Below are 22151 nucleotides of genomic sequence, written 5' to 3' on the forward strand. Positions count from 1 at the left end.
CATATTAAATCATATCCATTCTTTTTTATGTGAACAGATGATGAACTAATTTTGTCGAATTTGTGACTCGTGAATATGTTCTGTTTTCATTGTTTCATTTTTATAAGATAATATTAATTATGTGCAGAGGCTAGTTGCAGAATTGCGTCTTTCTCTGTATGATCATGTACGGATACGTTCATATACAGAAGAAGGTGAATCTAATGCAGAGTTGGCTTAAATGGCTCGGCGTGCTAACAACTCTAGTCATGTTAGGTGTGTTAATTGGCGGTGCGCTTGTGACAAAAACAGATTCCGGACTTGGCTGCGGTAATGAATGGCCGCTTTGCCACGGACAGATCATTCCGGAAAATATTACCCTGGAAACAATTATTGAACTTTCTCATCGCGCTGTCTCAGGAGCAGCCGGATTACTTGTTCTGGCTCTTTCAATTGGCTCATGGCGTGTAATTGGAGATAAACGGGAAACCAAATTTTTAGCAGTAATTGCCTGCTTCTTTTTATTGGCGCAGGCATTGATCGGTGCTGCTGCTGTATTATGGGGACAAAACGACTTCATTCTGGCGCTTCATTTCGGTATATCGCTCATTTCTTTTGCGTCTGTTCTTTTATTAACATTGCTTATTTTTGAAGTAGACAAGCGTTTTGATGCGTCGAATATCATCATTGATAATCGAATGAAATGGCACACAATTGGTGTCACTCTTTATAGCTATATGGTGGTTTATACGGGGGCACTCGTCCGCCACACAGAAGCAAGCATGGTGTGCGGTTCCTGGCCGCTTTGCGGGAATAATTCTTTCCTTCCGTCAAATATGTACCAATGGATTCAAATGGGGCATCGGGCAGCGGCAGGGTTAATTTTTATTTGGATCGCCTATATCACCTATCTTGCTGTTAAGTATTACAAACAGCAGCGCGTGTTATATTGGGGCTGGATCATCGCATTCGTTCTCGTTTTATTACAAGTAATTGCTGGTGCATTTATTATTTGGACAAATTTAAATTTATATATAGCACTTGCACATGCGTTATTTATTTCTTGTTTATTTGGGCTTCTCTGCTACTTCATTTTACTTATTTCCAGAAGCAACACAAACAGCCAGTAACGCAAAAACGAGCCTTAAGAATGATTTTAAAGGCTCGTTTTATTTATTTTGTGCTCTGTTATAGAACATCTTATTCAAACTCAATTGTATCTCCCCGCTGAATATGACCGCCTTGAATGACTTTAGCATAGACGCCAATCCCACCGTTATTTCGCTTTACAGCCGTTTTTAAGACGCTTGTATCTTTAGGAAGATCACCTTGAGGCAATGTAGTCATGACGCAACGTACTGTTGGCTGCTCGATTTGCAGGCGTACTTCTTTACCAATACGAAGAGTCTTGCCAACCCACTCGTTTTCGATAAAGCCTTCATCTTCAGGTACATCCACAACGAGATTCGGACGAAAACGCCGTACTTCAATTCTGCTCTCCGGATTCAACTTGCGCATCTGATCAATAGTAGCGGTCGTAAGCAAGTGAACCATCGCTGCATCAAAAAAAGTGCCTTGTGGAGATGCACAGCTAATGACTGAATTACGATTGTTTAGTTCCTCTATATCCGGAATATATTCCTCAAACTGCACTTCATTAGATGTTGGCGTGACAAGATGAACAGGGCGATTCAACTCCACTGAAAGTCGATCATTTAGATTTTCTTCAGTGCTGACCCCTGTAGAACCATCAGGAAAGGTAATCCGAATGTCTGTAATGGAATGAGGATCAGTAGGCGGTTCAACGAATGAAGCCCGGTAATCAAACATGTTTGGCCATTTACGCGGGTTTTTCGCGTTAGCAAGTTTTCCCGTTGACATATCCATCAAAGCATAGGCACGGTCCCCGAGCAACCCTTTTAATGTCACCTCACACGCATTCATTTCTTCTCCCATCATGGACTTTACAGGATAGCGCCAAACTGAAACGATTGTTGGATTTCGCATAAAATGTCGCTCCTTTATAAATATTTACATCCTCTTCTTCCCCTTCAATTATAGCCTACATGTCACAGATTTGTTAATATTAATCATAATATTCAAAAAATACTCGTTTTTTTGTACTGATTATTCGCTGTGAAACTGTCAAACCGATTTATAGATAAATTTTGTATAAAGCCTATGCTGCTAAACAATAGTGTTGATCAGCAATGTTCTACAATAAATTCTATGTAAAAACAAAAAAAGCCCCAAATAGGGCTTTTTCATTTCCACTATTCGGGGCAGATTTCCTTCATTTATTTTTCAAGTTCAACCAGTAAATCACCAGTAGCAATTGCTTCACCGCTTTGAACGTATACCGATTTGACTGTTCCATCAAACGGAGCTTGCACGGTCGTTTCCATCTTCATCGCTTCTGTGATCATCAAATGATCACCGCGTTTTACTTTATCTCCTTTTTCAAGGATAACTTTAATAACTGTACCTGGCATTGTCGCACCAATATGGCATTCATTTTTCGGATCGGCTTTTACTTTTGCATTTACAACCGATTTAATGCTTTCATCTTTAATAACTACATCACGCGGCTGACCATTTAGTTCAAAGTTAACGACACGTGTTCCATCTGCCTGCGGATGGCCGATTGAAATCAATTTCACAATCAGCGTTTTTCCTGTTTCGATTTCGATTTCTTTTTCTTCGCCTAAACGCATACCATAAAGGAACGTAGGTGTGTCTAAAACCGATATATCACCGAATTGAGCAACGACTTTTGCGTAGTCTGTAAATACTTTAGGATACAGTGCATAGGCAATGACGTCATGGTCTGTCGGGTCTTCATTGATTTCTTTCTTTAACTCTTCACGCAACGCTTCAAAGTCAACATCCGCGAGCAGTTCTCCAGGACGCACTGTAATCGGTGCTTTACCTTTCAGAATAACGTTTTGAAGCGCCTCAGGGAATCCGCCGACTGGCTGGCCAAGATAGCCTTCAAACAGTTCAATTACTGAGTCTGGGAAGTCAATTTTATCGCCTCGAAGTAAAACCTCTTCTTCTGTTAAATCATTTTGCACCATGAATAAAGCCATATCACCAACGACTTTAGAGGACGGTGTTACTTTAACAATATCACCGAACATTAAGTTCACACGGCGGTACATATCTTTCACTTCATCCCAGCGTTCGCCAAGACCGACTCCTTTTGCTTGCTGCTGAAGATTACTATACTGTCCGCCCGGCATTTCATGCTCATAAATCTCTGTATGCGGTGCGAGCATACCGCTTTCAAATGGCGCGTAGTATTTACGTACATCTTCCCAATAAGAAGACAATTTTTCAAGCGCATCGACGCTAATAGACGGTGCACGATCTGTTCCTTCCAGCGCATAGCGAAGCGTGTTTGCACTTGGCTGCGACGTTAAACCAGCCATCGAGCTAAGTGCTGTATCTACAATATCGACACCTGCTTCAATCGCTTTCGTATACATGTAAATACCGTTTCCGCTCGTATCGTGTGTATGAAGATGGATCGGAATATTAATGGTCGCTTTTAATTCAGAAATAAGACGGTAAGCAGCTTGCGGCTTCAATAAGCCCGCCATATCTTTTATGCCAAGAATATGGGCACCTTGTGCTTCGAGTTCTTTCGCCATTTTTTTGTAATATTCGACGTTATATTTCGCGCGAGATGGATCATCAATGTCACCCGTATAGCAAATAGCCGCTTCAGCAATTTTGCCTGACTGGCGAACAGAATCTATCGCAAGTTCCATTCCTTTTACCCAATTTAAGCTGTCAAAAATACGGAATACATCAACGCCTGATTCCGCTGACTGCTGAACAAATTCACGAATGACGTTATCTGAATAATTTTTATAACCGACCGCATTCGCTGAGCGAAGAAGCATCTGAAACAATACATTCGGGACTTGCTTACGAAGTGTTTCAAGGCGTTTCCATGGATCTTCTTTCAAGAAACGATACGCCACATCAAATGTTGCGCCGCCCCACATTTCCATTGAGAATAGTTCAGGAAGTAAACGTGCTGTCGCCGGTGCAATATGTGCTAAATCATTTGTCCGTACACGTGTAGCAAGAAGCGATTGATGGGCATCGCGGAATGTCGTATCGGTAAGCAATACTTCATTCTTTTCTTTTACCCAATTGACAAGACCTTCTGCCCCTTGCTCATCCAAAATTTGTTTCGTGCCGCGTGCTGGTTTTTCAGACAGTTTCACTTTTGGAATGCGCGGTGTTTCAAAGACTGGTTTTTTCTTCTGTTCTACACCCGGGACACCGTTGATTGTGACTGTCCCAATGTAGTTAAGCATTTTTGTTGCACGGTCTTTCTTTTTAGGAAAAATAAAAAGTTCCGGGGTTGTATCAATAAATGACGTATTGTAATTGCCCGCAATGAAATCTTCATGGCGCATGACGTTTTCAAGAAACGGAATATTTGTTTTAATACCCCGAATACGAAATTCCTGCAAATTGCGCACCATTTTTGATGCTGCTTGTTCAAATGTCATCGCAAATGTAGATACTTTTACAAGTAATGAATCATAGTAGGGTGTAATAACAGCTCCCTGGAAACTGTTCCCGGCATCTAACCGAACACCGAAACCACCGCCGGAACGATACGCCATAATGCGTCCTGTATCTGGCATGAAGTCATTTTCAGGATCTTCCGTCGTAACACGTGACTGAATGGCATAACCCATTGTACGAATGTTTTCCTGTACCGGAATGGCTACTTTTTCGCTATGCAGGGAATGACCTTCTGCCACTAAAATTTGTGTTTGAACGATATCAATACCTGTAATCAATTCCGTAATTGTATGTTCTACCTGAATACGCGGATTCACCTCAATAAAGTAGAAGTCTTCGCCCGCTGTTAAAAACTCAACTGTTCCAGCATTTAAATAGCTTACTTTTTTCATTAACTTAACAGCTGCTTCACAAACACGGTTACGCAAGTCTTCTGAAATTGATACAGCTGGGGCAACTTCCACAACTTTTTGATGACGACGTTGTACAGAGCAGTCCCGTTCATACAAATGAACGACGTTTCCTTCTTCGTCGCCGATAATCTGTACTTCAATATGCTTCGGATTTTGAACGAATTTTTCCACGTATACTTCGTCGTTTCCGAACGCTGCTTTTGCTTCAGATTTTGCACGCTCATACGATTCACGTACTTCCCCAATGTTCTGTACAATCCTCATACCTCGTCCGCCACCGCCGAGCGATGCTTTAATAATAATAGGGAATCCATACTGTTTGCCAAATTCCACAACTTCTTCAAGGCTATTAACAGGACCGTCTGTACCCGGGATTACCGGAATATCCGCATTGATCGCCTGTGTACGCGCTTTTACTTTATCACCAAACATGTCAAGATGGCTTGATTTTGGTCCGATAAAGATAATACCTTCTTCTTCGCAGCGTTTTGCAAATTCAATATTTTCAGATAAAAATCCGTATCCAGGATGAATAGCATCAACATCTGCCTGCTTGGCTATTTCAATAATGCTTTCAATGTCGAGGTATGCATCTATTGGTTTTTTTCCTTCTCCGACAAGATATGCTTCGTCTGCTTTATAACGATGATATGAGCCAGAATCTTCTTTTGAATAGATAGCAACCGTACGGATATGTAATTCAGTGCAGGCACGGAAAACACGAATGGCGATTTCGCCCCTATTGGCCACCAGCACTTTGCTGATTTTTGTCATCTTCATCTCTCCCCTGATATGTTGGTAAAGTATATATAAAAAGGTTCAACTAGTTGAACCCTCTTATTTTAACATTAGGTCTTATAATTTTTTTCATATTTTGCATGCATAGAAACATTCACTAAAATGCCCATTGATAGCGAAAGCAAAATGAGCGAGGATCCACCGTAACTAATAAAAGGAAGCGGTACACCAGTAATCGGAATTACGCCGGATATCCCCCCTAAATTAATAAAGGATTGAATCCCAATCATAGATGAAATGCCTACTGCGAGCATAGCACCAAATGGATCACTGCATTTAATAGATGTGAATATTCCCCTTAATATGATAAAGGCTAAGCCGCCTATCGTAATGACCACACCCAGCACGCCAAGTTCCTCCGCAATAACTGACATGATGAAATCTGTGTGGGGTTCAGGCAAATAGCCAAGTTTTTGAACACTTTGGCCCAATCCCCGACCAGTTAGTCCGCCAGAACCAATGGCAATGTACGAATTAACAAGATGATATCCCGCATCTTCTTCATATCTAAACGGATCCAGGTAGCTTGTCACACGGCTCATTCTTTCTTCAGAAAAAATATTGTCCTTTTGCCATATAAAGAGCGGTGATACGATTACACTAATTATAATTAGCAGCAACGTAAATTTTGCAAGCTTTTTCATTTTTATACCGGATGATAACAAGATTGTCAACCCGATCAACAGAATAATGAACGCTGTTCCAAAATCCGGTTCAAGCGCAACTAAAAACACGACTCCCAGCAGCACAATAACCGGTGGTGCAATACTGTTGTTCAATGAATTAATATTTTTTTGTTTTTTAGAAAAGGCCGCTGCCATATAAATGATAATGACAAGCTTTGAAAATTCGGAGGGTTGGATAGAACGCGCGCCGATCTGAAACCAGCTTTGCGCATTATTTGCGACACTTCCGAATAAAAAAAGAAGGAAGAGTGTTAGAAACATGCCGCCCGTAATAAAGAGTAAAAAACGCTTCGCTTTCAGCTTTTTATACGGAAAAACCGCCATCACACTAAAAGCTAAAATTGCGAGAATAACATGAATCTTTTGCTTATCATAAAAAAAGCCGCTTGCTACTTCAAATCTTTGAACAGCAATAACAGAGCTTGCGCTATAGATCATCATTAACCCGAATAAACAAAGAATCAGAAATACGGCAATAAGCGAGTAATCATACGATTTTAACATTCTTTTCCACATATAAACCTTCCATTCGTGCGCTTACCGAAAAGCGGTACTCATTTTAAGTGTAAAAAAACTCAAACGCTCGTTTGAGTTTTTTTGTCTGTTTACCGATTGATGGACGCTTCATGCAGAGTGGACAGTTCCTGTTCAAGCGAATCAATAAGCTTTTTACCATCCGCTTCATCCACTAGCCCAAGACGTATAGCGAAATCTATTTCACGGGATAAACCGAACATTCGAGTATCGAGCACTTCTTCATAAAGAGGACACTGCGGCATCGTCAAGTTGTCCATTTGAACTTTGATGAGGCGCAAAATTTTTTCCGCATCCTCCTGTAACAGAGAGTAGGCTTTTTCCCGATGATCTATTTTTAAATTAGACGCCATATTAAACTCCCCCCTGTCCAAAGAATGAAATTACTTATATAATTAAAGATTTTATCGTTAATACTAGCAATTTGCAAGGAATTTTAATACGTAAACTGACAATCGGAAAAATTCACTGTATACTTAATTTGTACATAGCAAAATCAAAGGAGACTTATTCATGGAAAAAATCATTCCTTTTAAAGGGAAAGTCGCGTTTCCCATTACACTTGATCCAAGTGTATGGATTTTTGATGATCGTCGGATTGACCTTGATTCTTATTTCGCCGAACCAGATCAACCCGAAATAGATCCAAATGAAGAGTATACGAAAAGCGTATCGAAGTTCTGGGAAAAAGAAATCCGTGAAGGCGCCACTCTTCCCCCTACGATTAAATCCGAGAAAAAATACGAAAAAGAAAAAGTGCTTACCGGTTCATTTGGCATGCCGCTTGCACCATTTTTAGAAAATGCAGAGCCGGCTGATCATGCATCTCAACTTGTAATCGAAACGAAAAATGGAGATCATTCTTTTTCTATTGAGAATGCTGATTCACTTATTATGGCTTTTTCAAATAAAGGAAAACCATTCCTCATAGACGGGCCTGTCCATATTTTATTAAAAGACGGCTCAAATCTCGATCGACCGATTACCCATGTGACAGCCATCCGCCTAGATTGAAAAACTTTCTATTTATTAGAAAGTTTTTCATTACTTGTATCGCTTGATGACGCGTTTCCGCTGTTAAAGTAGGCTGTCATCCGTACGCCCATCTTCAATATACACATACGTAATGCCTAACATCTGTAATCGGTTAATAATAGACGTTGTCAAATTGGCACACGTTTTCAACAAAATTTTCCCTTTGCTGTTAAACACGTTTTCAGCTAATTTTACGTCTTCCTTTATAGATGATACCGCGATTAATCTCAACTTGCCCCTGTCTCCTTACATAATCAACTTACATTGTTGTTCTTGTTAACTGGGTGGATATTCCTTTTTTCAATGCACCGGTAACTTGACGGTTTGGTTTAAGAACGGCTTGCATGCCAAACATTTTCCGCTAAACAGACTTTCTTGTAACTATCGAACTGTAAAACATGACCTTCCGCACTTTTTTAGCTTTTTATTCCATTATACCGATAAAGATATTCCTTTTCTATATAAAAGTAATCTGCCATCATCCATGTTATACTATTGAAAAATAGTATGGGGGTGTGTTATGAGAGTAAAATGCATTATTTGCGATAAAATTGAAACGATTGAAGACAGTCTTCCCGCTGCAAAGAAACTGCGAAACCGTCCTATTCATACCTATATGTGCGATGAATGCCGGATGCGTATTACTGAGAAGACGACAAAGCGGGTCAACACCGGGCAGTTTTTCGTTTACCGATCAGGCAAACAAAAAGAATGGCTTTCATAAATATATGTCATAAGAAACATGTTACCATAAGCTCATATCGGCTTTTTAATAAATAAATAAAGCGGAAGACTTTAACACGTCCTCCGCTTTATTTATTGTGTTGTATTTTCTTCTTTTTGATGCTTTTTAAGTCTTAATTTATACGTACCTAAGATGAGGGCCGCAACAATAAGACTTTCGACAACCGGCAATTGGTAAGATAGAATTAAAAGAAGCAATGAACCAATGGCAAGTGAAATATATATAATGACGTTCTGCCACATTTTTAATTTTTTCGCAAACCCGAGATTGTAAACGAGAATGGAAAGGGCGATTAATAGCCCCCAGTAAATGTAGACAGCTCCTTTAACACCGAACGCTTCGATGAATGCTCCCAAAAGCGGACTGACGTGTTCAAGTCCTTCCACATCTATCCCTCCTGCTTATACTTTCTTTTTCGCTGCACGCTCGCGCTCACTCTTATCCAGAATTTTTTTGCGTAGACGTATGGATTCTGGCGTCAATTCGCAATACTCATCATCGTTTAAATACTCAAGCGCTTCTTCAAGCGACATAATACGAGGTTTTTTCATTGTTGCTGTTTGGTCTTTATTTGCTGAACGGACGTTTGTCGCTTGCTTTGTTTTCGCAATATTAACCGTTAAGTCGTTATCGCGTGTATGCTCGCCGACGATCATACCTGCATAAATTTCCGTTCCTGCTTCAACAAATATAATTCCACGATCTTCGACACCCATAATACCATAAGTTGATGCTTTTCCTGTCTCCTGTGAAACTAGAACACCTTGTCGGCGTCCGCCGATCCGGCCTTTTTGCATTGGCTGATATGAGTCAAATGTATGGTTAATAATCCCATACCCGCGTGTCATTGTTAAGAATTCCGTTGTATATCCAATCAAACCGCGTGCAGGAACCATGAAAATTAAACGAACTTGACCATTTCCATTGTTCACCATATCTAGCATTTCGCCTTTACGCGCACCGAATGATTCAATAATTGAACCCGTATATTCTTCTGGCACGTCAATTTGAACGCGTTCTATCGGTTCACATTTCACACCGTCTATTTCGCGGACAATTACTTGAGGTTTTGATACTTGAAGTTCAAATCCTTCACGGCGCATATTCTCGATTAAGATCGACAAATGAAGCTCGCCACGGCCTGATACGATCCATTCATCAGGTGAAGATGTATTTTCAACACGCAAACTAACATCCGTTTCTAATTGTGCATGTAAACGTTCTTCAATCTTTCTAGACGTAACAAATTTACCTTCACGGCCTGCAAATGGGCTATTGTTTACTAAGAAGTTCATTTGAAGAGTCGGCTCATCAATACGTAGAACCGGAAGTGCTTCTTGATGATCTGTCGGTGTTACCGTCTCCCCCACGTTAATATCTTCCATTCCAGATACTGCCACTAGGTCGCCTGCTTTTGCTTTTTCAATCTCAATCCGTTTCAATCCAAGGAAACCAAACATTTTGGTAACACGAAATTGTTTTACCTTTCCATCGAGTTTCATCAGAGCAACAGATTGACCTACTTCCATTTCGCCGCGGAAAATACGGCCAATCCCTATACGGCCCAAATAATCGCTGTAATCAAGAAGTGCGACCTGGAATTGAAGCGGCTCATCGCTGTTATCAATTGGTGCTGGAATGTGTTCAAGGATTGCCTCGTAAAGAGCTTCCATATTCTCATCTTGCTTATCCGGTGTTTTGCTTGCCGTACCGTTAATACCGGAAGCATAAATAACTGGAAATTCAAGCTGCTCGTCATTTGCATCAAGCTCAATGAACAATTCAATTACTTCATCAACTACTTCCGCCGGACGGGCAAAGTCACGGTCAATTTTATTGACAACGACAATTGGACGCAAGTTTTGCTCCAACGCTTTTTTCAGCACGAAACGCGTCTGCGGCATACATCCTTCATACGCATCGACAACTAAGAGAACACCGTCGACCATTTTCATGATCCGCTCTACTTCACCGCCAAAATCCGCATGTCCCGGTGTATCGAGAATATTGATTTTCGTTTCTTTATATTGAACCGCGGTATTTTTTGCTAAAATTGTAATGCCGCGCTCCCGCTCAAGATCATTCGAATCCATTGCCCGCTCATCTACATGTTCATTAGAGCGGAAAATGCCCGACTGCTTCAAAAGCTGATCGACGAGTGTCGTTTTCCCGTGGTCAACGTGGGCAATAATCGCGATGTTACGTAAGTCATTTCTTGTTTTCAAACTATTTCCTCCTGCTCTTTTCTAGAAACTTTTTCAAATACGGTTTCTATTAACTGCGTTATTATATCACACACTTTACACGATGCCTATTTGAAAAAAAAAACGATCCTTGCAAAGAAGGAACGGCTTGTACTACAATAAAGAAAAAAAGGAGGGCCTTCACAGTGTCCAATATTCACTGGCCATTGCTCGGTTTTGCTGTTCTTGCCGCTTCTTGTATGATTGGAATAGGCGTCGCAATCGGTGAACACAGCTGGATTGGCGCCATTCTTTCGATTGTAGTTCTTTTTGTTGTAATGGGTTTTGGATTTTCATACAAAGCAAAATTACGCCGCCTAGGCAAATTATAAAAAAGTCAGAAAGACAAAACCACTGTCTTTCCGACTTTTTTTTATTTCAGCTAGTCAACACTAGTGTTTAACATACCCTTTATTTTAAATAATCGGTTAATATTTGTTCGTGCAGCCCCGGTGCACTGGCAAAGAGTGGATTGATCTTCAGCATATTGACATTCGATCCGTCCAATGTGCTCACAACCCCACCGGCTTCTTCCACAATTATTTTTCCTGCCGCAAAATCCCATGGTGCGTTTCTCATCGTTATGTATGCACTCAAGCGTCCTGAAGCTACATACGCAAGCTCAAGTGCCGCTGAACCGTATGAACGTGTTCCACGCACCTGATTCGCCAATGCCACCAATTTATTTTGATCGAAATGGCGGTTATTAATTAGCCACGTTGCATTAATGCCAATAATGGCTTTTTTTACCGGCACAGGTTTTAGCATTTTAAGCGGTACATCATTCATCCATGCACCTTCTCCACGACGTGCATGATACAACTCATCGTGCACAATGTCATATATATAGCCAAGCTTACCTATTCCGTTTTCATAAATTCCAATCGAAATAGCGAAGTTGCGCTGCTGATGGACGAAATTCATTGTTCCATCAATCGGATCAATAATCCACGTAATACCATCAAGTGACTGAACGTTATCGCCCTGACCTTCTTCACCTAGAATGGCATGAGCGGGATAATTCGTACGAATATTTTCGATGAAAAATCGTTCTGTTTCTTTATCCATATTTGTGACTAAGTCATTTGGATTCGATTTGGACTGAATGCTCAGTGAATGATGAAAAGATTCTCTAATTAACGCTCCTGCTTTTTGAATCCATCGCCTTACCTCTTCATCTATTACTGCCCAATTTGTCATATGATGTCCCCCTTACTGACTCTCAATTCCGCTTTAATTATTTTCACATTAAACTAATTTATAAAGGTTATCAAGTTTTTCCATTCAAATGTGCTATGGTACTATGGATACTATAGATAAACTGAAAGGAGTTTCACATGACGACACCATTTTTCACCATGGAAGATTTTCAAGTATTTAGAATTGACGGGCTTCAGGAGAGAATGAATGCTATTCAAGAACGCATTCAACCAAAGTTCAAAAAAATCGGTGATGAACTGACAGATGACCTTTCCGGACTGCTTGGTCAGGAAATGTTTTTACATATTGCCCGGCACGCTCGGCGCAAAGTGAATCCGCCTAATGATACGTGGCTGGCGATCGCAGGTAACAAACGCGGATATAAACAACATCCGCATTTTCAAATTGGCTTATTTGACGATCATGTTTTTATTTGGCTAGCGTTTATTTACGAACTTCCTCAAAAAACAGATATTGCAAAAACATTTTTGAACAATGTGGATATGATTAGACAAACGATTCCAGCTGACTATGTTATTTCGCTGGATCATTTGAAAAAGGACGCTTTCTCATTAGATGAAATCAATTTAACGGAAGCCCTTGAACGTTTTCACGACGTAAAAAAAGCTGAGTTATTAATCGGCCGGCACATTACAGCCACTGACCCTATCTTAAAAGACGATAAAGCCTTTTACAAACTGGCAAAAGAAACGTATGAAACGCTTATTCCATTATATAAACTGGCCTATAACTAAAAGAAGCCCCCGCTCAAGAGCGAGTGGGGGCTTCCTTTACATACGAACACGTGCATTTTCCGGCGCCTGCTTCATTTTTTGAACAACACGATAAGAGGAATAAGTACTCACCTCTTCAAAATCATCACAAATTCGCTTTTCATCTGCTTTGCCCGGAACAATTTCTTTAAACCGGCGATAGCGTTCCATAAACTCTTCTCGGTTCATACCTTTCTCATATACATTCTCTACCGCTTCAAAAAAAGAAACGACATCAATGACTTCTTCCGTTGACCAATCCGTCCTAAATGGGTACGAATATTCCATTGCTCTCACCTCACTTTATTTTATTCGTTTCACCTTCTACATATCCTTTGTTTTCTATATGTAAAGCATGCGGATTTTTCTTTGCAATAACCTTTCAAAGTGCTATAATGCTTTATGTTTTGAATTATGTAGAAAGAGGTGGATAATGCGTTGTCACAACACAATACACCATTATTTAACGGGCTTCTTCAACACGCAAAGAAGAACCCTGTTCAGTTTCATATACCCGGCCATAAAAAAGGAAAAGGGATGGACCCTGCTTTTAGAGAGTTCATCGGTGATAATGCTTTATCTATCGATTTAATTAACATTGCACCACTTGATGACCTACATCAGCCACACGGCATTATTAAAGAAGCCCAACAGCTCGCTGCTGAAGCATTTGGTGCCGATCACACATTTTTCTCTGTACAAGGAACAAGCGGAGCGATTATGACCATGATCATGGCTGTATGCGGGCCCGGTGATAAGATTATCGTCCCGCGCAACGTTCATAAATCAATTATGACAGCGATTGTTTTTTCCGGAGCCATACCAATTTTTATCCATCCGGAGATTGACAAAGACCTCGGGATTTCACACGGAATAACAACAGAATCCGTCAAACGTGCATTAACAGAACATCCTGATGCAAAAGCTGTCCTCGTCATTAACCCGACATATTTCGGTATTGCCGGGGATTTAAAACAAATTGTCGAGATGGCCCATTCCTACTCCGTACCAGTGCTTGTTGACGAAGCTCACGGCGTTCATATTCACTTTCACGATGACCTGCCGATTTCTGCCATGCAAGCAGGAGCTGATATCGCGGCGACAAGTGTGCATAAACTGGGCGGTTCATTGACCCAGAGCTCTATTTTAAACATTCGTGAAGGTCTTGTATCCGTCAATCGCGTACAGTCTATTCTTAGCATGTTAACGACGACATCAACGTCCTACATCCTTCTTGCATCACTTGACACTGCACGAAAACATTTAGCCGTAAATGGTAAAAAAATTATCGGCGAAGCCATTGAACTTGCTGAAAAAACACGTGAAAAAATTAACAATATTGATCATTTTTATTGCGTTGGTTCTGAAATACTCGGTTCAAAAGCGACGTACGACTATGATCCAACCAAACTCATTATTTCAGTGAAAAACCTTGGTATTAGTGGACATGATGCTGAAAAATGGCTTCGTGAACATTACAACATTGAAGTAGAATTAAGCGATTTATATAATATTCTATGTCTTATAACCCCTGGCGATACAGATACAGAAAGTTCCTTACTCGTCAAAGCTCTAACGGATATGGCTGAGACATTCAGCGACACTGTCCAATCACGATATGCGCACGTCATGCTGCCTGATATTCCCCTTCTTGCATTGTCGCCTCGTGAAGCTTTTTACGCCGAGACAGAGACGGTCCCAATTGAAGAATCAGCTGGCCGGATTATAGCGGAATTTATGATGGTCTATCCACCAGGCATCCCCATTTTCATTCCAGGGGAGATTATTACCGAAGAAAATTTACGATATGTGCACGAAAACGTGGCTGCAGGTCTTCCTGTACAAGGTCCTGAAGATGAGGAGTTAAAAACATTACGTGTAATTAGAGAACGAAAAGCAATTTATTAATAAAAAGGGTCTGTTATGGGATACGGAATTGGTCCCCTCTTTTTGAGAGTGGATCAACGCCACCTTTTAAACAGCCAGTTGCCGGTACGGTGCCGGCAACTGGCTGTTTAATTTTGCTTGAGGTTATACTAATGGCTATTTTGCTCTGCAACCAATGGCCATCATAGTATTTAACTGGTCTATATAGAATCCTTCACACTTTAGCGAGGCCATGATCAGCGGACGTTTTTTTATAGGTGCTGCTTATAATCCTGCTTTTTTTTGAATTCACCCATCCAGCTCCCTCTTTTTCCATAGAAAAAAACACCTCCAAGTTGTCTTTAGGGCGTCAATACCCGTTTTTCAACTTGAAAGGTGTTTTTTATTCGTCTTACTCTAGACTGTTAGCCTCCGTCGAGACAGCTCTTTTTGTATATATTAATTATCATTTTCTGTTTCTGTTTCTTTTTCGCAATCGCATCCACAGTGAGAGTAAAGAACTGTCACCTTATTTTCTTCAAAATATTCAATTGTTTTCAAGCAAGTTGTGCAGATGATTGTTCCCATTTTTCATTACCTCCCATTGTTTCTTCTTTTTGAAAACGCTTTATGTTTCTTAAATATATAATAATATAACACATTAAAGATTGCAAGTATAAATTGTATAACATAATTAAAAATGGGACAAAAATCCCCCTATTTACATTGTATAGTAAATAGGGGGATACAAGTCGTTTATTTTATTATTTCACAACATGAATAGGTGTTCCAAGCGCAACTTCTGCTGCTTCCATCGTCATTTCAGCGAGTGTTGGATGTGCATGAATGGTCATCGCAATATCTTCAAGTGTCATGCCTGCTTCAATGGCAAGGCCAAGTTCAGATATCATGTCTGATGCACCTGTACCTGCAATTTGAGCACCAATTACAAGGCCATCTTCTTTACGCGCTATGATTTTAACAAAACCTTCTGTACTGTTAAGTGCAAGTGCACGTCCATTCGCAGCAAATGGAAACTTAGCTGCTACTACATCCATTTTTTCTTCTTTTGCTTGTGCTTCTGTATAACCGACTGTTGCCAACTCAGGTTCTGTAAAGCAGACAGCTGGAATTCCCAAATAATCGATTTCGGATTTTTCACCACTGATTGCTTCTGCAGCAATTTTACCTTCATAAGATGCTTTGTGGGCAAGCGGTGGTCCCGCAATAATATCACCGATCGCAAAAATATTTTCAACGCTCGTACGGCACTGTTTATCTACTTCGATTACTCCACGGTCTGTCATTTTAATACCAGCGCCTTCAAGTCCAAGTTCATCCGTGTTTGGACGACGGCCTACTGTAACAAGCACGTAATCAGCTTCAATTGTTTCTTCTTTACCGCCTGCTTCGTATGTTACTTTTACGCCATTCTCTGTTTCTTCTGATGATTTTGCCATCGCTTTTGTTACAATGGATACACCTTTTTTCTTCATACTGCGTTTAACAATAGCAGACATCTGTTTTTCAAAGCCGCCTAGAATTTCAGGGGCACCTTCAAGAATGGTTACTTCAGAACCGAAATTTGCAAATGCTGTTGACAATTCTGATCCGATATAGCCGCCGCCAATAACGACCAACTTTTTCGGAATCTCTTGAAGTGCAAGCGCACCTGTTGAATCAAGAACACGTTTTGAAAACTTGAAGTTTGGAATTTCGATTGGCCGTGACCCTGTTGCAATGATTGCATTTTTAAAGTTGTACGTTTGAGCAGAGCTGTCTGTCATAACGCGAAGTGTATTCGCATCGTTAAAATAAGCTTCACCGCGTACAATTTCTACTTTGTTCCCTTTTAGCAATCCTTCAACGCCGCCTGTTAATTTCTTAACAACGCTGCCTTTCCACTTTTGAACTTTTTCAAAATTCACAGTCACATTTTCACTGACAATACCGATATCATCTGAATGCTTCGCCTGATCAAAGCGATGAGCTGCTGTTAAAAGAGCTTTTGAAGGAATACAGCCTACGTTTAAACAAACGCCTCCCAAATTTTCTTTTTCAACGATGGTCACTTTTTGTCCAAGCTGTGCTGCACGAATAGCGGCTACATATCCACCAGGACCTGAACCAATAACTATAGTGTCTGTTTCAATTGGGAAATCTCCTACTACCATTTATTACGCCTCCATTAGTAAAAGTTCTGGGTCGTTCAACAACCGCTTAATATGATTCAATGCATGTTGTGCTGTCGCTCCATCAATCATCCGATGATCAAAGCTCAATGATAATGCTAACACAGGTGCGGCAATAATTTCACTATTTTTCACAATTGCTTTTTCAGCAATTCGGCCAATTCCTAAGATCGCCACTTCCGGATGGTTAATAACCGGCGTAAACCATTGGCCTCCAGCTGACCCGATATTGGTAATCGTGCAAGATGCACCTCTCATTTCTGCCGGTGCCAGTTTACCGTCACGTGCTTTTACGGCAAGCTCATTAATTTCATTGGAAATAGTGAACATTGATTTACGATCTGCATTTTTCACAACTGGTACCATTAATCCTTTATCTGTGTCTGCTGCAATTCCGATATTATAGTAATGCTTGTGAACGATTTCGCTTGTTGCATCATCAATGGAGGTGTTTAAAGCCGGATATTCACGAAGTGCGCTCGTTAAAGCTTTCACAACATATGGAAGGAATGTTAATTTCACGCCTTTTTCCGCCGCTACTTCTTTGAATTTTTTACGGTGCGCCCATAATTTTGTTACTTCAATTTCGTCCATTAGTGTAACGTGTGGTGCGGTTTGTTTTGAATTAACCATTGCTTTGGCGATCGCTTTGCGGATTCCGCTCATTTTTTCGCGTGTTTCCGGGAATTCCCCTTCAGGAATGACCGATGCTGCAACTGGTGTTGATTCTTGCACTTCCGCTTCTTTCACTTTTTCTTGTACCTGCTGTTCAGTTGCTTCAGGACCTTTTTGAAGGTATTGATCGATATCTTCTTTTAGGATACGGCCATTTTTAGCGCTTCCTGATACAAGTGTAATATTGACATCTTTTTCACGCGCATATTTACGTACAGATGGCATAGCAATAACCCGACGATTCGGATCTGCTTCTGATGTATCGGCTTGCGGCTGGCCGGCTGCCCCTGTCGTTTCAACCGATGCTTGTTTTGTTTCTTCTGCTGGTGTTTTATCTATATTTTGACCTGTTTCCGCTGTTGATTGAACTTGCTCTTCTGTTTCAGCGGCTCCTTCATCTTCATGGCTGCCTTTAAACTTCAAATCTTCATAACCTGGTGCATCAAGTTTAATCAATGTATCGCCCACAATGGCCGTAGCACCCTCAGCAACAAGTATATCTTCTACCGTTCCAGCAACAGGTGACGGAATTTCAACCACTGCTTTATCATTTTGAACTTCGCAAAGCACGTCGTCTTCCTGTACTTTATCGCCTGGCTTTACGAACCATTTGACAATTTCACCTTCATGAATTCCCTCTCCGATGTCCGGTAGTTTAAATTCAAATGCCAATGTATTCATCCTCCTCTATAGTCAGTTTAGATTAGAAGGCACGTGGACCCTCATTTTCTAATGTGATCTATTCATTAAAATTCAAGTACTTTTTTAGCCGTTTCAATCACATCTTTATAGTTAGGCAGCCATACAGTTTCCGCTTGTGAAAACGGGAAGACTGTATCGGGTGCTGCAACGCGAAGAACAGGCGCTTCAAGACTCAAGATCGCACGCTCATTAATTTCAGCGACAACATTCGCTGCAATACCAGCCTGTTTTTGTGCTTCTTGTACGACAATTGCACGACCCGTTTTTTCAACAGAGGCAATAATTGTTTCGATATCTAGCGGTTGAATCGTACGAAGATCAATGACTTCAACAGAGTGACCTTCTTTTTCAAGTGCTTCAGCTGCCTTCAATGATTCATGAACCATTGCACCATATGTAATGATTGACAAATGAGACCCTTCGCGCTTTACAGCTGCTTTGCCAAGAGGAATTGTGTATTCTTCTTCTGGCACGTCTTCACGGAATGAGCGGTACAATTTCATGTGCTCAAGAAAAATAACCGGGTCGTTGTCACGGATTGCAGAAATTAAAAGTCCTTTTGCATCGTACGGTGATGAAGGAATAACCACTTTCAAGCCTGGCTGTTGAGCCATTAACCCTTCCAAGCTGTCCGCATGAAGTTCAGGTGTATGAACGCCGCCGCCAAAAGGAGAACGGATTGTCACAGGAGCCGAATAAACGCCGCCAGAACGGTAGCGCATACGTGCAAGCTGTCCACTCACGGAATCCATTACTTCATAGACGAAACCAAAAAATTGAATTTCTGGTACAGGACGAAAACCCTCAAGAGCAAGACCGACCGCTAGACCGCCGATTCCTGACTCCGCAAGCGGTGTATCAAATACTCGTTCTTCTCCAAATTCTTTTTGAAGACCTTCTGTTGCACGGAACACCCCTCCGTTAACGCCAACGTCTTCACCGAAGACTAGTACGTTTTCGTCATTTTTTAGTTCTACGCGCAAGGCATCCGTAATCGCTTGAATCATTGTCATTTGTGCCATGGCTTACTTCGACTCCTTTGCAGTATAAATTTCATATTGTTCTTTCAGATTAGCTGGCATTTCGTCATACATGTTTGCCATTAAATCTGTTACTTTTTGTTTTGGTGTTTCATCTGCTTTTTTAATCGCATCTTTAATTTCTTCTTTTGCGCGTTCAATTACTTCTGTTTCTTTCTCTTCATTCCATAAGCCTTTTTCTTCAAGGTATTTACGGAAGCGAACGAGCGGATCTTTTTTCTCCCATTCTGTATCAAGATCAGAAGTACGATAGCGTGTTGGATCGTCACCAGCCATTGTATGCGGGCCATAACGGTAACACACTGTTTCAATCAATGTCGGGCCGCCCCCATTGATTGCGCGCTCACGGGCTTCTTTCACGACTGTATATACAGCAAGTGGATCCATACCATCAACAAGAACAAATGGGATACCAGCAGCAATTCCTTTTTGAGCGATCGTTTTCGCCGCAGTTTGCTTTTCACGCGGTGTTGAGATCGCAAATTGGTTGTTTTGCACGATGAAGATCGCTGGGGCATTGAATGCTCCTGCAAAGTTAATTCCTTCATAGAAATCGCCTTGTGAAGAACCGCCATCACCTGTATATGTTACAGCAACTGCTTTTTTGCCGCGTTTTTTCAATCCAAGTGCCACACCTGCATTTTGAACATACTGTGCACCAATAATAATTTGTGGAGACAATACATTTACGCCTTCAGGTGCCTGATTACCAACAAAATGTCCACGTGAAAATAAGAACGCTTTCCAAAGCGGAAGCCCATGCCAAAAGATTTGTGGTACATCACGATAACCTGGTAAAATCCAATCGGCTTTTTCAAGTGCGTAATGAGAGGCGATTTGTGATGCCTCCTGTCCAGCAGTCGGCGCATAAAAACCTAGTCGGCCTTGACGATTAAGCGATATGGAACGCTGGTCAAGAACACGTGTATAAACCATACGCGTCATTAACTCTTGAAGCGCTTCATCCGGCATTTCCAGCATAGCCTCTTCATTCACAATTTTTCCTTCTTCATTTAAAACTTGGATCATTTCAATTTGATTTTCAATCGATTCAAGTGTTTTTTGTGGATCGAACTGAGCCGTTTTCTTTACACTCATGATCGTCACCTATCCTTTCATTATTGGTTACACAACTATTTTTTTATTTATAATTTACTGTATCAGTTGTTTTAAAACTCATACTAATACAATATAAAGCTATGATCATCAGTTTATAACATCATGTTTACTACGTCAAATCAAAATATTTTTCTTATATAGCTCTCAAAAAAGAATACCTGTATCAGTTTGTATTCGCAACCTGTATTATAAAAAGGAAGCGCTTTTAACATCTGTTATACATTACGTTTATCTACCTGCCTTCCTCTTTTTCCCTTTCCTTACTTTTCAAAACACATGATATGCGTCATTAACATTTTGCACACTTTTTGATAAGATAAGTACACCAATCGTAAAAAGGAAGGTATACTGATGATTAAAATGAACAATATTGTACGTGAAGGAGAACCTGTCCTGCGTAAAAAAGCGAGCGATGTACCGCTTCCTGCTTCAGCTGAAGACAAGGAAGTACTTGCTTCGCTAATGGACTATGTGCAAAATAGCCAGGATCCGAAAATTGCTGAAAAACATGGACTTCGCCCCGGTATCGGTCTTGCCGCTCCACAAATTGGTGTATCAAAAAGAATGATTGCGATTCATGTAAAAGATGAAAAAGGTGCATTAATCAGTTATGCCCTTTTCAATCCGAAAATTGTGAGCCACTCGGTAGAAAAAGCATTTTTAACAAGTGGGGAAGGGTGTTTGTCGGTTGACCGTGATATACCTGGATACGTTCATCGCTATGCACGTGTCACAATTAAAGGAACGACACTTGCGGGTGATGATGTTAAATTTCGTTTAAAAGGACTGCCTGCCATCTGTATTCAGCATGAGATTGATCATTTAAATGGTGTCTTATTTTACGACCACATTAATCAAAATGACCCATTCTATGTAGAAGAGAATGCGTGTCCTATTGAAAGATAATATGCATAAACATTGTTCATTCTAAGAATACCCATTTTTCTTTTCATAAAGCTGTGTGTATGATAAAATGGCTTTAGGGAGTGATCCACAATGTTAAAAAAGCTTAAAAAAAAGCTTGTAAAACAGTGGAAAGATATGCTCAGAAGAAAAACAATCGCATAACATTGAATGGTTAAGCCCTTCCGAAACGAAGGGCTGTCTTTATGTAAGAGACTGAAGATGTTCATTTCGTGTAAAAACATCTTTTTTTCTATATAATAGGCTCTATTATAGAACATTGTTGCTTTTTGGATCAATTTATAGCTCTAGCACTCTTTCACCATGGCTGAAAGGCGTTCTGAACTTTTGTTCCAGGACAAAATGAGCCAAAAATCGTTTGATCGACAATACTGTTTAACATCGCCGCATATTAAAAAACATTAACATCCTGAGAAGAACCGCTCTCGAGCGGTTTATATATTACTTCGGAAAAAGGAGAGAAGTTCATGATTTACAAAGTATACTATCAAGAAGATTATTCAGAGGTACCCGTTCGTGAAAATACGAAATCGTTATACGCAGAAGCAGATTCAGAACGCGCCGTTCGTCACGCATTAAAAAACCGCCCCTATAATATTGAATTTGTTCAATTGGTGAATGAATCTCATCTCGAATATGAGAAACAGTCGCCAAACTATAAAGTGGAGCAGCTGTAAAG

23 protein-coding genes are annotated in these 22151 nt (G+C 40.5%); 8 read left to right on the forward strand and 15 right to left on the reverse strand.

Features of this window, described 5'->3' with window-relative positions; translation table 11 throughout:
• The first annotated feature begins 203 nt into the window (after nucleotides 1–203).
• On the forward strand, nucleotides 204–1109 hold the full coding sequence (locus ACZYRN_RS09800; protein WP_488911369.1) for a COX15/CtaA family protein: 906 nt from the start codon (nucleotides 204–206) through the stop codon (nucleotides 1107–1109).
• A gap of 70 nt (nucleotides 1110–1179) precedes the next feature.
• Here the strand turns inward: ACZYRN_RS09800 and ACZYRN_RS09805 are convergent, their stop codons facing one another.
• The 4 genes from ACZYRN_RS09805 to ACZYRN_RS09820 all read right to left on the reverse strand — a co-directional run bounded on the left by ACZYRN_RS09805 (nucleotide 1180) and on the right by ACZYRN_RS09820 (nucleotide 7311).
• Nucleotides 1180–1986, reverse strand: coding sequence for an MOSC domain-containing protein (locus tag ACZYRN_RS09805; RefSeq protein ID WP_488911370.1), 807 nt, complete (start codon nucleotides 1984–1986; stop codon nucleotides 1180–1182).
• A 290-nt stretch (nucleotides 1987–2276) separates the two neighbouring features.
• The gene (gene pyc, locus ACZYRN_RS09810) at nucleotides 2277–5714 is read right to left on the reverse strand and encodes a pyruvate carboxylase (RefSeq protein WP_488911371.1); all 3438 of its coding nucleotides are present in this window, start codon (nucleotides 5712–5714) and stop codon (nucleotides 2277–2279) included.
• A gap of 74 nt (nucleotides 5715–5788) precedes the next feature.
• Nucleotides 5789–6940 carry an FtsW/RodA/SpoVE family cell cycle protein gene (locus tag ACZYRN_RS09815; RefSeq protein WP_488911372.1) on the reverse strand — a complete coding sequence of 384 codons (1152 nt, stop codon included), beginning with the start codon at nucleotides 6938–6940 and terminating at the stop codon, nucleotides 5789–5791.
• A gap of 89 nt (nucleotides 6941–7029) precedes the next feature.
• Complete coding sequence (locus tag ACZYRN_RS09820) at nucleotides 7030–7311, reverse strand: Fpa/YlaN family protein (protein WP_488911373.1); 282 nt, start codon at nucleotides 7309–7311, stop codon at nucleotides 7030–7032.
• Between the two features lie 160 nt (nucleotides 7312–7471).
• Between ACZYRN_RS09820 and ACZYRN_RS09825 the strand changes: the two genes are divergently transcribed.
• Complete coding sequence (locus ACZYRN_RS09825; RefSeq protein ID WP_488911374.1) at nucleotides 7472–7972, forward strand: peptidyl-prolyl cis-trans isomerase; 501 nt, start codon at nucleotides 7472–7474, stop codon at nucleotides 7970–7972.
• Nucleotides 7973–8035: 63 nt separating this feature from the next.
• On the opposite strand, the gene ACZYRN_RS09830 is transcribed toward ACZYRN_RS09825, so the two are convergent.
• A complete protein-coding gene (locus tag ACZYRN_RS09830) occupies nucleotides 8036–8224 on the reverse strand; it encodes a hypothetical protein (protein ID WP_488911375.1) in 189 nt (62 codons plus the stop codon).
• 289 nt (nucleotides 8225–8513) lie between these two features.
• Here ACZYRN_RS09830 and ACZYRN_RS09835 point away from each other — a divergent pair, with 289 nt between their 5' ends.
• Nucleotides 8514–8717 (forward strand): YlaI family protein, encoded by a 204-nt coding sequence (locus ACZYRN_RS09835; RefSeq protein ID WP_488911376.1) that lies wholly within the window; start codon nucleotides 8514–8516, stop codon nucleotides 8715–8717.
• 92 nt (nucleotides 8718–8809) lie between these two features.
• Here ACZYRN_RS09835 and ACZYRN_RS09840 read toward each other — a convergent pair whose 3' ends face one another.
• A complete protein-coding gene (locus ACZYRN_RS09840; RefSeq protein ID WP_488911377.1) occupies nucleotides 8810–9124 on the reverse strand; it encodes a YlaH-like family protein in 315 nt (104 codons plus the stop codon).
• 15 nt (nucleotides 9125–9139) lie between these two features.
• Nucleotides 9140–10963 carry a translational GTPase TypA gene (gene typA, locus ACZYRN_RS09845; protein ID WP_488911378.1) on the reverse strand — a complete coding sequence of 608 codons (1824 nt, stop codon included), beginning with the start codon at nucleotides 10961–10963 and terminating at the stop codon, nucleotides 9140–9142.
• A 164-nt stretch (nucleotides 10964–11127) separates the two neighbouring features.
• On the opposite strand from typA, the gene ACZYRN_RS09850 reads away from it, so the two are divergent.
• Nucleotides 11128–11313 carry a YlaF family protein gene (locus tag ACZYRN_RS09850; RefSeq protein ID WP_488911379.1) on the forward strand — a complete coding sequence of 62 codons (186 nt, stop codon included), beginning with the start codon at nucleotides 11128–11130 and terminating at the stop codon, nucleotides 11311–11313.
• Between the two features lie 79 nt (nucleotides 11314–11392).
• On the opposite strand, the gene ACZYRN_RS09855 is transcribed toward ACZYRN_RS09850, so the two are convergent.
• A complete protein-coding gene (locus ACZYRN_RS09855; RefSeq protein ID WP_488911380.1) occupies nucleotides 11393–12181 on the reverse strand; it encodes an inositol monophosphatase family protein in 789 nt (262 codons plus the stop codon).
• 137 nt (nucleotides 12182–12318) lie between these two features.
• Between ACZYRN_RS09855 and ACZYRN_RS09860 the strand changes: the two genes are divergently transcribed.
• Nucleotides 12319–12936 (forward strand): YktB family protein, encoded by a 618-nt coding sequence (locus tag ACZYRN_RS09860; protein ID WP_488911381.1) that lies wholly within the window; start codon nucleotides 12319–12321, stop codon nucleotides 12934–12936.
• Between the two features lie 36 nt (nucleotides 12937–12972).
• On the opposite strand, the gene ACZYRN_RS09865 is transcribed toward ACZYRN_RS09860, so the two are convergent.
• Entirely contained in the window at nucleotides 12973–13242 is a 270-nt protein-coding gene (locus ACZYRN_RS09865) for a UPF0223 family protein (protein WP_488911382.1), read from the reverse strand.
• A 150-nt stretch (nucleotides 13243–13392) separates the two neighbouring features.
• On the opposite strand from ACZYRN_RS09865, the gene ACZYRN_RS09870 reads away from it, so the two are divergent.
• Nucleotides 13393–14862, forward strand: a complete 1470-nt coding sequence (locus ACZYRN_RS09870; protein ID WP_488911383.1) for an aminotransferase class I/II-fold pyridoxal phosphate-dependent enzyme — start codon at nucleotides 13393–13395, stop codon at nucleotides 14860–14862.
• Between the two features lie 13 nt (nucleotides 14863–14875).
• Here ACZYRN_RS09870 and ACZYRN_RS09875 read toward each other — a convergent pair whose 3' ends face one another.
• The 6 genes from ACZYRN_RS09875 to pdhA form a co-directional block, all read right to left on the reverse strand.
• Nucleotides 14876–15013 carry a hypothetical protein gene (locus ACZYRN_RS09875; protein ID WP_488911384.1) on the reverse strand — a complete coding sequence of 46 codons (138 nt, stop codon included), beginning with the start codon at nucleotides 15011–15013 and terminating at the stop codon, nucleotides 14876–14878.
• Between the two features lie 266 nt (nucleotides 15014–15279).
• Entirely contained in the window at nucleotides 15280–15408 is a 129-nt protein-coding gene (locus ACZYRN_RS09880) for a GapA-binding peptide SR1P (RefSeq protein ID WP_488911385.1), read from the reverse strand.
• 176 nt (nucleotides 15409–15584) lie between these two features.
• On the reverse strand, nucleotides 15585–16994 hold the full coding sequence (gene lpdA, locus ACZYRN_RS09885; RefSeq protein WP_488911386.1) for a dihydrolipoyl dehydrogenase: 1410 nt from the start codon (nucleotides 16992–16994) through the stop codon (nucleotides 15585–15587).
• Nucleotides 16995–16997: 3 nt separating this feature from the next.
• Entirely contained in the window at nucleotides 16998–18359 is a 1362-nt protein-coding gene (locus ACZYRN_RS09890; protein WP_488911387.1) for a dihydrolipoamide acetyltransferase family protein, read from the reverse strand.
• Between the two features lie 74 nt (nucleotides 18360–18433).
• Complete coding sequence (locus ACZYRN_RS09895; RefSeq protein WP_488911388.1) at nucleotides 18434–19411, reverse strand: alpha-ketoacid dehydrogenase subunit beta; 978 nt, start codon at nucleotides 19409–19411, stop codon at nucleotides 18434–18436.
• Nucleotides 19412–19414: 3 nt separating this feature from the next.
• Nucleotides 19415–20527 (reverse strand): pyruvate dehydrogenase (acetyl-transferring) E1 component subunit alpha, encoded by a 1113-nt coding sequence (gene pdhA / locus ACZYRN_RS09900; RefSeq protein ID WP_488911389.1) that lies wholly within the window; start codon nucleotides 20525–20527, stop codon nucleotides 19415–19417.
• 372 nt (nucleotides 20528–20899) lie between these two features.
• Here pdhA and def point away from each other — a divergent pair, with 372 nt between their 5' ends.
• Complete coding sequence (gene def, locus ACZYRN_RS09905) at nucleotides 20900–21454, forward strand: peptide deformylase (protein WP_488911390.1); 555 nt, start codon at nucleotides 20900–20902, stop codon at nucleotides 21452–21454.
• Nucleotides 21455–21939: 485 nt separating this feature from the next.
• On the forward strand, nucleotides 21940–22149 hold the full coding sequence (locus tag ACZYRN_RS09910) for a DNA-dependent RNA polymerase subunit epsilon (RefSeq protein WP_018392210.1): 210 nt from the start codon (nucleotides 21940–21942) through the stop codon (nucleotides 22147–22149).
• The last annotated feature ends 2 nt before the right edge of the window (nucleotides 22150–22151 follow it).

This window comes from Domibacillus sp. F004 (assembly GCF_057814295.1).

Excerpts from the sequence above, each read along its gene's own strand:
- ACZYRN_RS09800 (WP_488911369.1), top strand. The coding sequence starts at position 204 with ATGCAGAGTTGGCTTAAATGGCTCGGCGTGCTAACAACTCTAGTCATG.
- ACZYRN_RS09805 (WP_488911370.1), bottom strand. The coding sequence starts at position 1,986 with ATGCGAAATCCAACAATCGTTTCAGTTTGGCGCTATCCTGTAAAGTCC.
- pyc (WP_488911371.1), bottom strand. The coding sequence starts at position 5,714 with ATGACAAAAATCAGCAAAGTGCTGGTGGCCAATAGGGGCGAAATCGCC.
- ACZYRN_RS09815 (WP_488911372.1), bottom strand. The coding sequence starts at position 6,940 with ATGTGGAAAAGAATGTTAAAATCGTATGATTACTCGCTTATTGCCGTA.
- ACZYRN_RS09820 (WP_488911373.1), bottom strand. The coding sequence starts at position 7,311 with ATGGCGTCTAATTTAAAAATAGATCATCGGGAAAAAGCCTACTCTCTG.
- ACZYRN_RS09825 (WP_488911374.1), top strand. The coding sequence starts at position 7,472 with ATGGAAAAAATCATTCCTTTTAAAGGGAAAGTCGCGTTTCCCATTACA.
- ACZYRN_RS09835 (WP_488911376.1), top strand. The coding sequence starts at position 8,514 with ATGAGAGTAAAATGCATTATTTGCGATAAAATTGAAACGATTGAAGAC.
- ACZYRN_RS09855 (WP_488911380.1), bottom strand. The coding sequence starts at position 12,181 with ATGACAAATTGGGCAGTAATAGATGAAGAGGTAAGGCGATGGATTCAA.
- ACZYRN_RS09860 (WP_488911381.1), top strand. The coding sequence starts at position 12,319 with ATGACGACACCATTTTTCACCATGGAAGATTTTCAAGTATTTAGAATT.
- ACZYRN_RS09865 (WP_488911382.1), bottom strand. The coding sequence starts at position 13,242 with ATGGAATATTCGTACCCATTTAGGACGGATTGGTCAACGGAAGAAGTC.
- ACZYRN_RS09880 (WP_488911385.1), bottom strand. The coding sequence starts at position 15,408 with ATGGGAACAATCATCTGCACAACTTGCTTGAAAACAATTGAATATTTT.
- lpdA (WP_488911386.1), bottom strand. The coding sequence starts at position 16,994 with ATGGTAGTAGGAGATTTCCCAATTGAAACAGACACTATAGTTATTGGT.
- ACZYRN_RS09895 (WP_488911388.1), bottom strand. The coding sequence starts at position 19,411 with ATGGCACAAATGACAATGATTCAAGCGATTACGGATGCCTTGCGCGTA.
- pdhA (WP_488911389.1), bottom strand. The coding sequence starts at position 20,527 with ATGAGTGTAAAGAAAACGGCTCAGTTCGATCCACAAAAAACACTTGAA.
- def (WP_488911390.1), top strand. The coding sequence starts at position 20,900 with ATGATTAAAATGAACAATATTGTACGTGAAGGAGAACCTGTCCTGCGT.
- ACZYRN_RS09910 (WP_018392210.1), top strand. The coding sequence starts at position 21,940 with ATGATTTACAAAGTATACTATCAAGAAGATTATTCAGAGGTACCCGTT.